The sequence below is a fragment of the Spirillospora sp. NPDC048819 genome, from assembly GCF_040650055.1.
Taxonomy (GTDB): Bacteria; Actinomycetota; Actinomycetes; order Streptosporangiales; family Streptosporangiaceae; genus Spirillospora.
In genome coordinates, this window is sequence record NZ_JBEZGN010000005.1 from 163,754 (window position 1) to 178,713 (window position 14,960).

Annotated in this window: 12 protein-coding genes; 2 read left to right on the plus strand and 10 right to left on the minus strand. The window is 72.5% G+C overall.

Features of this window, described 5'->3' with window-relative positions; all coding sequences use genetic code 11:
* Window positions 1-2: 2 nt before the first annotated feature.
* A complete protein-coding gene (locus AB0C35_RS10110) occupies window positions 3-1,466 on the plus strand; it encodes a serine/threonine-protein kinase (protein WP_358452687.1) in 1,464 nt (487 codons plus the stop codon).
* Between the two features lie 5 nt (window positions 1,467-1,471).
* Here AB0C35_RS10110 and AB0C35_RS10115 read toward each other — a convergent pair whose 3' ends face one another.
* From AB0C35_RS10115 to AB0C35_RS10140, 6 genes are all read right to left on the minus strand, one after another.
* On the minus strand, window positions 1,472-2,080 hold the full coding sequence (locus AB0C35_RS10115) for a response regulator (RefSeq protein WP_358452689.1): 609 nt from the start codon (window positions 2,078-2,080) through the stop codon (window positions 1,472-1,474).
* Between the two features lie 90 nt (window positions 2,081-2,170).
* Complete coding sequence (locus tag AB0C35_RS10120) at window positions 2,171-2,836, minus strand: response regulator transcription factor (protein WP_358452907.1); 666 nt, start codon at window positions 2,834-2,836, stop codon at window positions 2,171-2,173.
* Window positions 2,837-2,903: 67 nt separating this feature from the next.
* A complete protein-coding gene (locus AB0C35_RS10125; RefSeq protein ID WP_358452691.1) occupies window positions 2,904-4,238 on the minus strand; it encodes a sensor histidine kinase in 1,335 nt (444 codons plus the stop codon).
* 89 nt (window positions 4,239-4,327) lie between these two features.
* A complete protein-coding gene (locus AB0C35_RS10130) occupies window positions 4,328-5,299 on the minus strand; it encodes a cytochrome P450 (protein WP_358452693.1) in 972 nt (323 codons plus the stop codon).
* 144 nt (window positions 5,300-5,443) lie between these two features.
* Window positions 5,444-6,091 (minus strand): response regulator transcription factor, encoded by a 648-nt coding sequence (locus tag AB0C35_RS10135; protein ID WP_358452695.1) that lies wholly within the window; start codon window positions 6,089-6,091, stop codon window positions 5,444-5,446.
* Window positions 6,088-6,924 carry a HAMP domain-containing sensor histidine kinase gene (locus AB0C35_RS10140; RefSeq protein WP_358452697.1) on the minus strand — a complete coding sequence of 279 codons (837 nt, stop codon included), beginning with the start codon at window positions 6,922-6,924 and terminating at the stop codon, window positions 6,088-6,090. Before AB0C35_RS10140 ends, AB0C35_RS10135 begins: the two co-directional genes overlap by 4 nt.
* Before the next feature lie 260 nt (window positions 6,925-7,184).
* Between AB0C35_RS10140 and AB0C35_RS10145 the strand changes: the two genes are divergently transcribed.
* The gene (locus tag AB0C35_RS10145; RefSeq protein WP_358452699.1) at window positions 7,185-8,741 is read left to right on the plus strand and encodes a Rieske 2Fe-2S domain-containing protein; all 1,557 of its coding nucleotides are present in this window, start codon (window positions 7,185-7,187) and stop codon (window positions 8,739-8,741) included.
* A gap of 440 nt (window positions 8,742-9,181) precedes the next feature.
* Here the strand turns inward: AB0C35_RS10145 and AB0C35_RS10150 are convergent, their stop codons facing one another.
* The 4 genes from AB0C35_RS10150 to AB0C35_RS10165 are packed head-to-tail and all read right to left on the minus strand — an operon-like array spanning window position 9,182 to window position 14,959.
* On the minus strand, window positions 9,182-10,099 hold the full coding sequence (locus tag AB0C35_RS10150; RefSeq protein ID WP_358452701.1) for a hypothetical protein: 918 nt from the start codon (window positions 10,097-10,099) through the stop codon (window positions 9,182-9,184).
* 20 nt (window positions 10,100-10,119) lie between these two features.
* Window positions 10,120-10,863: a sugar transferase gene (locus AB0C35_RS10155; RefSeq protein ID WP_358452703.1), complete on the minus strand. Its 744-nt coding sequence runs from the start codon at window positions 10,861-10,863 to the stop codon at window positions 10,120-10,122.
* A gap of 2 nt (window positions 10,864-10,865) precedes the next feature.
* Window positions 10,866-13,715 carry an O-antigen ligase family protein gene (locus AB0C35_RS10160; protein WP_358452704.1) on the minus strand — a complete coding sequence of 950 codons (2,850 nt, stop codon included), beginning with the start codon at window positions 13,713-13,715 and terminating at the stop codon, window positions 10,866-10,868.
* Window positions 13,712-14,959: a glycosyltransferase gene (locus AB0C35_RS10165; RefSeq protein WP_358452706.1), complete on the minus strand. Its 1,248-nt coding sequence runs from the start codon at window positions 14,957-14,959 to the stop codon at window positions 13,712-13,714. The genes AB0C35_RS10160 and AB0C35_RS10165 overlap by 4 nt, the downstream gene beginning before the upstream one ends.
* Window position 14,960 lies beyond the last annotated feature (1 nt).

The following is a 14,960-nucleotide window of genomic DNA, read 5'->3' on the forward strand; positions in this document are numbered from 1 at the left end:
CCATGGCACAGGCACGTCTGCTCGGTAACCGCTACCGGCTCGACTCGGTGGTCGGCCGTGGCGGCATGGGAACCGTGTGGCGCGCCTTCGACGTGATGCTCGACCGCGAGGTCGCGGTCAAGGAGGTCCTGCTGCCGCCGGGCCTCAGCGACTCCGAGCGCGCCGTCCTGTACGAGCGGACGTTCCGGGAGGCGCGGGCGTCGGCGCGGCTGAACCACTCCGGGGTGGTGACCGTCCACGACGTGGTGGAGGAGTCGGACCGGCCGTGGATCGTGATGGAGCTGGTCCTCGCCCCGTCCCTCCAGGACCTGCTCGACCGGGGCCCGATGGAGCACCGCCGGGTCGCCGACATCGGGCTGCAGATGCTCGGCGCGCTCCGGCACGCCCACGAGAAGGGGATCCTGCACCGCGACGTCAAGCCCAGCAACGTTCTGATCACCGACGCGGGCCGGGTCGTGCTCACCGACTTCGGCATCGCGCAGGTGGAGGGCGACGCCACCCTCACGCAGACGGGCCTGGTCATGGGCTCGCCCGCCTACATTCCGCCGGAACGGGCGCAGGGTGAGCGCGCGGTGCCGGCGTCCGACCTGTGGGCGCTGGGCGCGACCATGTACGCGGCGGTGGAGGGCCGCTCACCCTACGAGCGGTCGGACGCGATGTCGTCGCTGCAGGCCGCGCTGACCGAGCCGGTCCCGCCGGCGCGCAACGCCGGGCCCCTCACGCGGGTGCTGGACGGGCTGCTGGCGCGGGAGCCGGTGAACCGGATGACGGCCGCGCAGGCGCATCCGCTGCTCACCCAGGTGGCGAACCTGCCTCCGCCGCCCCCGCCGCACTCGTTCCGCCAGGTCCCGCAGTCGGCGGGTGAGACGGTGACGGACGATCCGTCCGGTCTCTACCGGCCGGGCGGCGGGGCCGACGACGCGTCGGAGACCGTGCTCGACCCGGACGAGCTGGACGCGGTCACCCGCCGAGACCCGGGCGAGCCGGAACCGATCACCCGCGACGACCCCGGTAAGTTCAGCGCCCCCGGTCAATTCGGCGGTCCCGGTCCCGGTTCCGGTCCCGGTCCCGGGCTCGGTCAGGGGCGGGGCCCCGGGCGGGGACTGAACGACAGCGGCTCGGCGTACGCGCCCCCGCCGCCTCCCGGTCACGATCCGGGGGCGCGGACGTTCCTGGAGACCGAGTGGGCGCCGCCGCCGTCCGGGTCGCAGCCGTCTCGGCAGGGCCTCCCCGCGCAGACCCCGCCGCCGTGGGAGCAGCCGCAGCAGTACACGAACTGGCAGCAGCCCCCGCCGCCGCCCGTCCACGACCCGAGGGGCGACCGGGTGGAGCGCCGCAAGACGGTCGTGGTCGTCACGATCGCGGTGATCCTCGTCGTGGCGGCCGTGCTCGCGGGCGCGTTCATCCTGCGCGGCAAGCTGAGGACCGACAGCGGGGCCGAGGTAGCGGTGGTCCAGACCCGGTGACCCCGTCAGCCGCCGGCCGACAGGGCGTCCAGCGCGAGCCGCAGGTCGGCGACGTGGTCGTCGAGGTCGTCGGCCGGCTCGCCGGAGCGTATCCGGGCCGCGGCGTCCTCGACCCGCTGGAGGCGCTCGTCCAGGGCGGACAGGAACCGGTCGCAGCCCGTCAGGGCATCGCCGCCCTCGCCCTGGAGGGTCTGCCGCAGCAGCTTCGCCTGCCGCTGCAGCTCCAGGTTGCGGCGGTGCAGGTCCACGAAGACCGAGACCTTGGCGCGCAGCAGCCACGGGTCGAACGGTTTGGTGAGGTAGTCCGCCGCGCCGGCCTCGTACCCTTGGAACGCCTGCTCGCCGGACGCCCCGCCCGCGGTGAGGAAGATGATCGGGATGTCGCGGGTCCGCGGCCGGGACTTGATGTGCCGCGCGGTCTCGAACCCGTCCATCTCCGGCATGACGACGTCGAGCAGGATCAGCGCGAAGTCGTCGTTCAGCAGCTCCTTGAGCGCCGCCTGACCGGAGGTGACCGGCACGACGTCGACCGGGAGGGCGTCGAGGACGGCCGCGAGGGCGGTCAGGTTCTCCTGCCGGTCGTCGACGGCCAGGATCCTCGTGTCGTTCGGCACCGGACTCCTTCGCGTCCATGACGGCCTGTGCCGTCCACCCTGCCATGACCCAGCGGACGACAACAGTGAATCGCCCCAGAGTAAGAATTTCTAGGGCAGCCAGCCGGGTTTGACCAGCCCGGACTCGTAGGCGAACACCACGAGCTGGGCGCGGTCGCGGGCGTTGAGCTTCACCATCGTCCGGCTGACGTGGGTCTTCGCGGTCGCCGGGCTGACCACCAGGCGGGTCGCGATCTCCTCGTTCGACAGCCCCTCGCCGACCAGCGCCATGACCTCCCGCTCCCGCTCGGTGAGCGCGTTCAGCCGCGGCGACGGCGCGGGCTCCTTGGCCCGCGCGGCGAACTCGGCGATCAGGCGCCTCGTCACGCTGGGCGACAGCAGCGCGTCCCCGTCCGCGACGGCCCGCACCGCGTGGATCAGCTCCACCGGCTCGGTGTCCTTGACCAGGAACCCGCTCGCGCCGCCGCGCAGCGCCTCGAACACGTACTCGTCCAGCTCGAACGTGGTGAGGATCACGATCTTGACGCCGTCGAGCCGGTCGTCGGCGGCGATCCGCCGGGTGGCCTCCAGGCCGTCCAGGCCCGGCATCCGGATGTCCATCAGGATGACGTCGGGACGCAGCCGGCGCGCCTGCGCCACCGCCTCCTCGCCGTCGCTCGCCTCCCCGACGACCTCGATGTCGGGCTGCGCGTTCAGCAGCGCCTGGAATCCGGCCCGGACCAGCACCTGGTCGTCGGCCAGCATGACCTTGATGATCGAGCCGTCCTCATCCGGCGCACCACCAGAGACCCGCATGTTCAGCCCTTCCGAGGGTGAGAATGGCTCATTGCGTACCCTTTCCGGGCGCCGTGCCTTCCGCGGCGTCCCGCGTGCCGGACGTGCCGTCCGGCTCCTCGGTCAGGGGCAGGCGCGCGTGCACCCGGAAGCCGCCGCCGGGCCGCGGCCCCGCGTCGAACGCGCCGCCGAGCGCCGCCGCCCGCTCCCGCATGCCCCTGATCCCGCTGCCGGCCGGATGGTCGTCCAGAAGGGACACCCCCTGGCCGTCGTCCTCGACCCGCACCACGATCTCGTGTTCACCGTAGGCGATGTGGACCCGCGCCGTCACCGGGCCCGGCCCGGCATGGCGGGTCACGTTCGTCAGCGACTCCTGGACGATGCGGAACGCGGCGAGGTCGGTGCCCGCGTGCAGCGGACGGCGGTCCCCGGTGATCTCCACCTCGACCTGCAGGCCGGCGGAGCGGGCGCGGGCCGCCAGGTCCTCCAGCCGGTCGAGGCCGGCGGTGGGAGCCCGGGGCGCGCTCTCGCCCTGCGACCGCAGCGCGCCGATCACCCCGCGCATCTCGGTCAGCGCGTCCTTGCTGGCGTCCTTGATGGCGGCGAGCGCCGTCCGGGCCTGCTCGGGGTTCTCGTCCATCAGGTGCAGCGCCACCCCCGCCTGCACGTTGATCATCGAGATGTTGTGGGCGAGGACGTCGTGCAGCTCGCGGGCCATCCGCAGCCGCTCCTCGCTGGCCTGGCGGCGTTCCTCCTCGGCGCGGATGCGGGCCGTCTCGGCGGCGCGCTGCCCGCGCATCCGGATCAGCTCGGCGGTGACGAGCACCACCAGGGCCCAGCCGGTGACGAACGTCGCGCCGACGAGGGTCGGCTCCTCCACCGGGAACGCCCCGCCGGACCCGCGTTCGGCCGCCGGGACGCCGATCAGGGACGTCAGGCCGAGGTAGGCGGCGAGGGCGATGCCCGTCCCGGCCCAGGTGACCAGCCGGTGCCCGGCGACGATCGCCGCCAGCATCGCGACGACGAGGGAGAACATCACCGGGCCGTAGGTGTAGGCGCGCAGCAGGTAGAGGGCCGTCACCGCCGCGGTCGCGCCGAGCGTGAACACCGGGTGCCGGCGGCGCAGCAGGAGCAGCGCCGGGCCGGCCAGGAGGAGACCGAATCCGAGCGCGTCCAGATCGGTGTGGCCGATGTCGGGTCCGCCGCCCTCCGCCCACGGCGGGCCGGACGGTTCTCCGGTCGCGTCGCCTCCGGGCTCGCCGCCGTGCTGTGCGCCGAGCGACCCGAAGATCTGGAAGACCGCGAGGAGGGCCGGGACGACCCACACCGGCCACAGGGCGGGACGCGGCCAGTGCGGCCGGACCGGGCCGTGTGCGCTGCTCATGACTGCACGTTAAGTCATCGGGATCCGGACGCACGTCGGCCGTGGGGAGTGCGCGCCGCTACTCCCCGGGACGTAGCAGGAAGGCCGGTTCAGGGCGTCCAGCGGACGGGCAGGTACTCGAAGCCGTGGCGGGCGCTCGACCGCAGCGTCACCGGCTCACCCGCGAGCTGCGGCGTTCCCGGTCGTTCCAGGAGCGCGGCCAGGAGGGCGCGCAGATGCACGCGGGCCAGCCGTGCACCCAGGCAGGCGCGGTACCCGAACCCGAAACAGAGATGGGACGGGCCGCCCTTGAGGAATCGCTCCGGAACGAACTGCTCCGGCTCCGGGAACACGTCGCCGTCGTAGTTCGCGGAGACGAGCCAGAGCGTGACGCGCTCACCGGCGAGCAGCGGCACGCCGCCGACGACGGTGCCGCGCCGCACGGTGCGCCAGACCTGCAGAACGGGCGTCCACCAGCGCAGCATCTCCTCCACCGCGCTGTCGACGAGCCTCTCGTCGGACCGTTCCTCCCGCAGCAGGGCGTACTGCGCGGGGTGGCGGAGCAGCGCGTAGAGACCGCCCGCGAGGGTGTTCCGCACCGTTTCGGGAAGCTCCCGGGCGACCTCGCCGACGAAGTCCACCGAGTCCCGGCGGGGGATGCGGGCGATCATCGCCCGGGCCGGGGGATCCATGTCGATGAGCGCGGCATCGTGCACGCCGCCGGGCACGGGCTCCCCGGACGGTCCTCCGCCGTCAGAGAGCGCGCCGTCAGAGAGCGCGCCGTCGGAGATCGCGCCCTCCGGGATCTCACCGTCCGGGATCTCGCCGATCATGGGCCCGTGCAGGATGCCGTCCCCCTGCGGGGAGAACAGTTCGGGGTGCATGAGGGCGTGGTGGACGTCCGCGTACCGCAGCACCGCCCAGGCGCCCGGCCGTCCGGCCATGCGGCCGTCGAGCCACACCACGGGCGTTCTCGCCCGGAGCCGTTCGAACCGGTCGTGCGGGACCCCGCGGGCATAGGTGTCCGCGCGGTCGAGGGCCCCGGCGTCGTGGATGGGCGTCGCGCCTCGCCGTTGAGGCATGGGAACCTCCTTCCAGGCGGACGCTAACGCGTCCCGGCCGAACCCTAAAGGTCCGGATTCGGCCGTCCCCCGGCCCGTCGCCCCGCGAAACCGCGGGACGAGCCCCGTAGATCCCGCTCACCGCGGCCCGGCGGCGCACCGCGCTCAGCCCGCGAGCCACTCCCCGGTTTCCACGCTGACCAGGCCGTTCCTGGCCGCCTCGATCACGGCCTCCCGCTGTGAGTGCACGCCGAGCTTGCTCAGCACGCTCTGCACATGGCTGCGCGCCGTGCTGCGCGTCACCCCCATCGCCTTCGCCAGCGCCTGCGTCGACTCGCCGCGCACCAGGCGGGTCAGCACCTCGCGTTCACGCGGGGTCAGGAACTGCGCGACCTGCTGCGCCTGGTTGCGCGGCCGCGCCGGCCCGCGCCGCGTCACCTGATCGGCGACGACCTCGCCGTCCGCGACCCGGCGCAGCACGGTGAGGATGTCGCCGGCCTGCTGGCCCTTGTGGGCGAACCCGCGCACGCCCATCGCGATCCCGGCGTCCAGGACCGGCTGCTCAAGGAACCCGGTGAGGACGACGAAGTCCGTGCGCGGGGAGGCCGCCCGCAGCCTCGGCATCCAGTCGAGCGCCGTCCCGGACGGGAACTGCAGGTCGATCAGGCAGATGTCGGGCTGCCCGGCCCGCAGCGCGGGCAGCGCGTCCGCGGGGGAGTAGGTCACCCCGACGACGCTGTGCCCGGCGTCCGCCAGCACCAGCGACAGCGACTCGGCGAAGACCGCGTGGTCGTCGCAGATGATCATTCTCATGGGTGGCGCCGCCAGTCGTCGGCGTCGGGGTCGCCGGCCGGACTGGGGACCGCGGCCAGGGGCGGCGCCGTGTCCGGCGGCGGCGCCGCGGGCAGCCGCATCCGCACCCGCGCGCCGCCCATCTCGCAGGTACGGATCTCCAGGCCGCCGCCGTGGCCGGAGATGAGGTCGTGGACGATGCCGAGCCCGAGCGACGCGAGCCCGCCGCGCGGCCGGCCGTGCGCCGCCCCGCCCGGACGCGTCTCCCAAACCGCGCCGAACCCGGGCCCGTCGTCGTCGACCTGGATGACGATCCAGCCCCGGTCCGTCTCGACCCGCACGTCCACCCGCCGCTGCGCGACGCGGCACGCGTTGTCGAGGACGTTGCGGACCGCGCGCCACAGCGCGACCGGATCCATGTGCGCCCAGGCCTCACCGCCGGTGAAGCACACCTCGTGCCGGGTGGCGAGACGCATCCCGGTGACGACCTCGGCGGTGAGCTCGTCGACCCGGATGCGCTCCGGGCCGGGCAGCGGCCGGCAGTCGTCCTTGTCCCGCCCGTCGTCCTCGTCGAGCCGCCGCAGAAGGTGGTCGAGCCACCGGGTCTCGCCGAGGATCTGCTCGACTCGGGCCCGGCTGCCGTCGCCGACGTCCTCCGCGACGACGACGGCGGAGGCGAGCATGATGATCGTGCCGAGCTCGTGCCGGATGTCGTGCCGCAGCCGCCTCCGCCACAGGACGTCCTCCCCGTGGCCGGCGGCCGCCCCGCCCGGCTCGCCGGAGTCCCTCCGCGGACCCGACTCCGCGAGCGTCCCCACGCCCGCCGGAGACGACCGAGACCGCCCGTTGTCCATGAGAACCCCCGTCAGTTATTCCAGCACCGCCTTAGACGGTCACCCCTGCGACCTGGGGATGTCCAGAGAATTGACCACAACAGACCAGCCCATGTCCACTTCTGGACATTCACTTGAGTGGCGCAAACTTTTCCCATTGTCAGCGCGTCTCAACGTGGATAGTCGATTTCTGCCGCCCGCATTTCTTTCATGCCTACGGCGTAGATGCTTTGCGCATTCCTGCGGGTGTGCCGGCGCGCCCGCCGGGAGACAGTCTCCACATGCCGAAGGTCACATTTCTCGGACATGCGGGGGTGGCGGTGGACGCTGCCGCGTTCCACCTGCTCGCGGACCCGTGGCTCGCCCCGTCGGGGGCCTTTCTCGGAGCCTGGCACCAGTATCCGAGGAACGATCACCTCGATGTCGCCTCGTTGCTGGACGCCGACTGGGTCGCGGTCTCGCACGAGCATCTAGATCATTTCGACCCATGGGTCATCGACCGGCTTCCGGCCCGGACCCGAATCCTCATTCCGCGCTATCCGGGACCGGCCTTCCGGGAACGGATGCTCGCCGCGGCGGGCGGCCGCCAGGTAATCGAGTTGACGGCGTGGGAGAAATTCCCGCTCGACAATCAGGGCTCCTGGATCACCGCGATTCCGGAACTCTCGCCGATGTGCCATGACGCCGCCTTTCTCATCGTCGCCGACGGCCGCGGAATCCTGCACGGCAACGACGCCCGCCTCACCGCCGCTCAGGCGCGCCGCGCCAAGCACCTGGCGGGCGGCCGGCTCGACCTGATGGCCGTGCAGACGTCCGGCGCGTCCTGGCACCCGATCTGCTACGAGTACCCGTCCGCCGAGATGGCCAAGATCTCCATGGACAAGCGGGTGTCCAAGCTCCGCGCCGTGCAGCGCCTCGTCCGGCAGACCGCGCCGGAGCTCGCCGTCCCGTTCGCCGGCCCGCCCTGCTTTTTGGACGCGGAGGTCGCCCACCTCAACTGGGTCCTCGACCAGCGGGAGGGCGCGTTCTGCGACCCGGACGTCTCCACCGCCTGGCTGCGCGAGCACCTCCCGCAGCAGCGCTGGGACTACTTCAGGCCCGGCGACGTCGTCGACCTCGACACCGGCGAATGCACCCGCGACCCCGTCTCCGCCCGGTTCTCCTTCGCCGACGCCGCCGAATACCTCGACCGCTACGCCGCCGACCGCGCCCCCGCCATCGCCGAGGTGGTGGCCGGCCACCCCGAACCCGGCCCCGACCTCTACGACCGGTTCGTCGCCCACTTCGAGTATCTGGGCGGCCTCAGCGACTACTTCCTCCGCCAGATCGCCATGATCGTCCGCTTCGAGGTCACCGGCCCGAACGGCGGCGTCTGGGATGTGGACTTCTCCGCGGACGGCGTCACCGTGTCCAAGGCCTCCCCGGACGTCCGCCCCCACTACCGCATCACCGCCGCGGGCCGCTGGGTCGACGGCATCCTCACCGGCCGCCTCGCCTGGGAAGACCTCCTCATCTCCTTCCGCGTCAGCCTCTACCGCGACCCCGACGTCTACAACGACTACCTCGTCGGCCTCCTCAAGCACGCCAACGCGCCCGCCCTGATGGCCGTCGAGGACTATGAGACCGGACGCGACGAAAGCGAGCGCATCACCGTCGAATGCGACGGGAGCCGCTACGACATCCCCCGCTACTGCCCCCACGCCGGCGAAGACCTCTCCGTCGGCGCCGTCGTCCGCGACGGCCGGATCCACTGCCTCGCCCACAATTTCGCCTTCGACCTGGCGACCGGTGAATGCGTCAACGCCCGGGCCGCCAACCTGACAAGCCGCTTGTGCTGATCGGGGAACGCCCCCCGGAGCGCCCCCGCAGAACGCCCCGCCCGTGCCGCGAGAACGCGGCGCGGGCGGGGTTCGTCCGCTGGGCGGGTTGATCACTGGGATCGGCGCCGTTGGTGTGTTTTCGGTCTCGTTCAGGATGGGTTTGCGGCTCTCGGGATGGCGGGCCGAATGGTAACAATGCGGGCACGTTGCGTGTCCGATACGGGGTTTCACATCGCGATGTGTTACGTTTTTTGCCTGCTTAACAGGGGGTTGAAGGGGTGCGCGGGGTGGACCGCAAGAGGCTCGGCCTTATGGCCGTCGCGTTTGTTTTGGTCGTCGGTGTTATGGAAGTTCTGGCCCTGAAGCTCGGATCCATGGAGGTCCCGTTCCCGTCGGGTTCGCAGCAGCAGCCGGCCGTCGCGGACAAGCAGGGACAGGACTAGCCCGCGAGGCGGACGTCACCCGGTGTTCCGAGCCTTGATCATGGATTGCAGGTCGGGGTGGCCGTCGCCGGTGGCGTCGGCGAGGGTGGGACAGGCCCACTCGTCCTGGCGGCCCCACGAGTAGGAGATCTCCAGCGGGGGACGCGGTGCCAGGGCGTCCCAGCGGGCGAGGATCCTGCGGAACTGATCCTGCGTGGGAAGCCAGTACTGCTTGTCGCCGCTGGAGCAGCTCTGCCCGAACGCCTGCAGGACGGGGGCGATCCTGGCGCGGGGGATGCCGGCGTCGTCGGCCATCCGGACCATCCGGTCGATCGCGCCGATGTCGCAGTGTTCGCGTGCCTTCGCCGAGCCCTCGCAGGGGTAGGGGTCGAGGCCGAACAGGTCGACGCCGACGCGTTCGGGAGTGAGGGGCTTCATCGGGAAGTCGGTGAGCGAGATGAACGACAGCTGCCCCGGCGCGTGCCGCCGGATGTACTCGGCGCGGAGGCGGATGTCCTTGACGATGTCCGGGCAGTCACCGGCGTTCGGCTCGTCCGACAGGTACCAGCCGTAGACCCTCGGGTCGCGTCCGAACCGGTGGACGGCGCGTTTGAACGACTCGAAGTCGAGTTCGAAGTCCTCGCAGTGGAAGTTGCCCACCCACAGGAACGCCTGCATGCCCGGGGGGACGCCGGCGACGAGGGACGCGTCGGGCTTGACGTCCACCAGGTTGTAGCCCAGTGCCCGGAGCCGCGGGTAGTCGGACGGCTCGGTGTTCAGCGCGATGCGGCGCGTCCCGCCCGGCTCCGTCGCGGGCGTGCCGGGCGAGGCGAGCGGCCCCGTATAGGGCTCGTCACCGGACGGCTCCGCACGCTGGTGGAACAGGAGCGCCGCGACCAGCACGACCGCCGCGGCGACGGCCGCGACCCTGAACCGGACGCTCCTCGGATGCATGCCGCACCTTCCCGCCGCCGCTAGGCGGCCGACCCCGGCTCCTCGGCGGCATGCGCGGCGTCGGACGGCTGCGCCACCTCCGTCACCGTTCCGTCCGCCGCTACCCGCAGCGGCGGGACGGTGAACCCCATGACGTACCAGACGGTCTGGGCGAGTGTCCGCAGCGTCGCGCGCATCGATGGGTTGCTCAGGAACACCGCGTCGACGGCGGCCTGCGCCGGGGCGAGCCGCTCGACATAGAAGGTCAGGTCGACCTCGTCGCCGGGCGGGAGCACGTCGGTGTCCCGGAACCTGACCTGCGACACGCCCGTCATCCCGGGCCGGTGATCGAAGACCCACCGCCAGCGCGCGTCGTAGTACACGGCGAGGTCGTAGGTCTCCGGGCGCGGCCCGACGAGCGTCATGTCGCCGCGCAGCACGTTCACCAGCTGCGGCAGCTCGTCCAGATACCAGCGGCGCAGCACCCGGCCGAGCCGGGTGACCCGCGGATCGCTGGTCGCGGTGACCTTGATGCCGCCGGCGTTCTGCCGCATCGTCCGGAACTTGTAGATGGTGAACGGCCGCCCGCCCTGCCCGACCCGGATCTGCCGGAAGATCCCCGGACCCCGGCTCGTCAGCCGCACCAGCAGGTAGATGAGCACCAGCGGGACGGAGAACAGCAAGAGCCCCGCCAGCGCGCCGGCGATGTCCAGCGCCCGCCGGCCGCGCGAGGGCGGGATGCCCTCGGACGGGTCGACGGGACGGGCGATGAGATCCTCGGACATGGTCACCCCTTGTTCCTCACGTGCTGGAACCAGGCCAGCAGGGCCGCCGTGGTGGCGATGAAGGAGACGGACGTCGCGACCGCGGCGCCCCCCGCGCCGTGCGCCGGGATCAGGACGAGGCCGAGCACGACGACGACCAGCAGGCCGATGCCCTGCCCGGTGGACGCGGCGCCCGGCCGCCCGACCCCGTACAGGTAGGCCATGATGAGACCCGTCACTCCGAACGTGACGACGCCGGCGAGACGGATGTAGGTGGGCACGACCGCGTCCTCGAACACGTCGCCGAACACCCACGGCAGCGCCGTCCCGGCGATGAGCGCGAGCGGCAGCGCGGCCAGCACGGAGATGCCGAGCGCGGGCAGGATGAGGGCCGCGGTACGGCGTGCGGCGCTCCTCTTGTCCTCCCGCGCGAAGTCCGGGTACAGGACGTAGTTCACCGCGAGTCCGGGCAGCTGCACCAGTTCCGCGAACTTGCTCGCGACCGTGTAGACGCCCAGGACCTTCGGCCCGGCGAGCGCGCCCAGCAGCGCCATGTCGAAGCGGAGCTGGAGGAGGTCGATGAGCTGGCCGACGTACCCCCGGAACCCGTATCCGGCGATCGACCTGCCGAGCCGCGCGTCCGGGCGGCCCCAGCCGCGGAAGAACCCGCGCCGCCTCAGCCGCCGCGCGATCCACGCCGCGGCGGCGATGTCGGCGAGCACGAGACCGGCGACGAGCGCGCCCGGCCCGTGCCAGCCCAGCAGGATCGCGACATAGATCGGCAGGAACACGAACTCCTCGACGGCGATGGCGAGGCTCGCGCCGTTCGGGTCGTCCGTCCCCTGGAGGAGGCCCTTCCCGACGGACACGAACCCCTGCGTGAACGACGGGACGGCCGCGGCGAGCGTCACCCAGACGCCGAACGACTTGAAGAACACGAGGAAGAGCAGCGGGCTCAGCGCGAGCCAGCTCATGCACGCCAGGAACGCCCCGATCACCGTCAGCCACGCGAGCGTCGGCCGCACCCGGCTCTGGTCGCGGTCGTCGCGCGCGAGGAAGAAGGGCGCGGCGGCCGGCAGCCCCGCGTTCGACAGGTGGCAGAGCAGCCCCGGCAGGATCCGGACGAGCGTGAACGCGCCGACCAGCTCCGGCCCGCCGACCCGAGCGACGAGGACCGTCGCGAGCCCCAGCGACGCCAGCGCCCCCACCCGCGCCGCCATGTTCCCGGCCACCAGCGACACGAGCCTGTTGCGGACCGCCTTCATCGCCTCGCCCCTGGACTCGGCCGGCACACCGGTCGTCTTGCGAACCCCGGTGCTCGCCTCGGGCGGCGCAGCACCCGGTTCGCGAGACGCGTTGCTGGTTTCAGGCGGTGCGGTGGTGGTTTCGGGGGGCGGGGTGAGTGTTCTGGGAGGTGCGGTGGTCGTTCGTCCGGGCGGGGTGCTCGCCGGGGGGGTGAAGGGAGTGGGTTTTTGCAGGCCGGAACCGGGGCTCGCGTGCGGTCCGGGCGTCTGGGGGGTGACCGGTTCCCGGGTGCGGCGGCCGAAGAGGTCGAGGGCGGCTATCAGGCCGAAGAACGCGAAGCCGTGCCGGTAGTGCAGGACCTCGTAGAACAGGGCGCAGATGAGGAACACGGCGAGGAGGGCACCGAAGAGCTCGGGATGCGGGACGAGCCGTGCGTACTCGGGTTTCAGCGCGTCCCGCCGCGCGATCCGCACGGAGCGCAGCACCAGCACCGACACGATCAGGATCAGCGCGACCCCGCCGATGAACCCGCGTTCGAGGACGGAGGCGATGTAGTCGTTGTGCGCCTCGCGGACGTACGTCTCCTGCCGGACGAGCATCTGCGTCTCGGTCTGCGCGGCGCCGATGCCCCACGGGTGGTCCTGGGCCTCGATCATGTGCCAGGTCGTGGAGAAGACGGTGCTGCGCGACTCGGTGCTCTCCCCGGTCGTCCGGCCGATGGAGTCGCGGATGATCGGGGACATCTCGCTGGCGCGGTCCAGGGCCGGCTGGACGTCGATCTGCGTGACCGCGGCGACCGCGCCGCCGCCGAGGAACACGGCGGCGGCGCCGACCGCGACGGCGTGGTGGGCCTTGCCCTCGCGGAGCAGCCGGAACAGGTAGCCGAGCAGCAGCGCGCAGCAGAGCGCGAGCAGGCCGCCGTTCGAGCCGGTCAGCAGCTCGGCGGCGATGAGGATCCCGCACACGGCCCGGCGCCGCCATCTCCCCTCCGGGAAGCGGGTGGCGCGCGCGATGAAGAAGACGCAGATGAACCAGTTCGCCGCGTAGTTGGCGTCGCCGAAGGTGAACATCAGGCGCTCGCCGTCGACCTGCTTGCCGGAGATCGCGTCGTTCCCGATCGCGAAGCCGGCCATCATGACGAGCGCGTAGATCGTGCCGATCCAGACGAAGGCGCGCAGCGCGACGCGGAGCAGGGACGGGTCGCGGCCGAGGTTGGCGACGCAGACCGCCCACAGCAGCACGAACACGTCCTTGACGAGCGTGAGCGCCCCGACGTCGTCGTTGGCGAGCGCCGCGATGCCGCCCGCGAGGACCGTGAGCAGGGTGGGCAGCAGGTACGGCCAGCGGACGGGCAGCTTCCGCGTCCCCGCCCACAGGAACGTCGTGATGGCGAACACGACCAGCACGACGTCGGGCAGCGCCGTGTTGCCGGGCCCGGGCGCGAGCCCGGCGGGCATCAGCATCGGCAGCGACGCGATGCCGGCGACGAGGGCGACGGCCTCCGGCCGCCACCGCCGCCGGGCCCCCGGCGGCTCCGGCTGCGGGTCCTGCGGCGCCGGCGCTCCCGCCGGCGCCCCGGCGGGGCCGGTCGCTCGCCGTCCCGTGGCCTCGGTCGTGGTCGTCGTCATGACCGCAGGTAGGGCCGCCTGGAGGTGCCCCGGTACGTCTCGTCCAGCACCGTGCCGAGGTGTGCGGGGGTGAACCAGTCGCCGATCCGGCCGCGGGCGCGCTCGGCCATCCGGTCGGCGGCGGCCGGGTCGTCCAGCATCGCCGCGATGGCGCCGGCGAGCCGCTCCGGGTTCTCCGGCGGGACGAGCAGGCCGGTCTCGCCGGCGAGGACGAGGTCCTGGTTGGACGGGACGGCCGTCGCGACGAGCGGGATCCCGGCGCTGATCGCCTCGACCAGCACGCAGGGCAGGCCCTCCCAGCGGCTCGCCATCGCCATCAGGTCGAACGCGGGCAGGACGGCGGCGACGTCGTCGCTGTGCCCGAGCCAGCGCATCCGGTCCTCGACGCCGAGCTTCGCGGTGAGCTTCGCCAGCCGGTCCGCCATGGGGCCGCCGCCGACCCACAGCCCGAACACGTCGTCCGGCAACAGGGCGATGGCCTTCGCGAAGATCTCCGGGCCCTTCTGGAAGGTGAGCCGGCCGATCGACCCGACGACCTTCACGCCGAGGGGCAGGTCGAGGCGGCGGCGCGCCTGCGCCCTGGCCCCGGGGACGGTCGCGTACGCGTCGACGTCCACGGCCGGCCACGACAGCCGCACCCGCTCCGGAGTCGTGAGGCCCAGCCGCAGCGCGGTCGTCACCGTGTCCGTACCGACCCCGAGGAACGCGTCGGTGTGCTTCGCGGCGATGCGTTCGAGGCGGATGTAGGCGGTGCGCCGCGCCCACGACTGGAACTCGTTGAACGGGAACCCGTGCCAGGTGTGCACGATGCGGGGCACGCCTGCGCGCGCCGCCGCCAGCCGCCCGATGACGCCGGCCTTGGACGAGTGGGTGTGGACGACGTCGTACCGGCCTTCCGCCAGCACCCGGGTGAGGGTGGACAGCGCGGCGAAGTCGTCGCGCGGGGAGATCTGCGGCACCAGCGGCCCCACCTGGACGATCTCCATCCCGGCGCGGTACGCCGCGGGGGTGAGGTCCCCGGCGGCGGCGTTGGCGACGGCCTCTTCGCCGTGGAGCACGGTGCTGCGGCCGGTCGTGCCGCTACCGGAGAGGGGCTCGCTGTCCATGCCGACGCCGCCGGTGACGATCGCCCGCTCGTAGGTGCCGTCCGGCAGCGCCAGGGCCCCGTTCAGCGCCACTCGGCCGCCGCCTCCGTTGAAGCGGGTGATCACCTGCGCGACGCGCAGTTTCCTGGCTGTACTCACG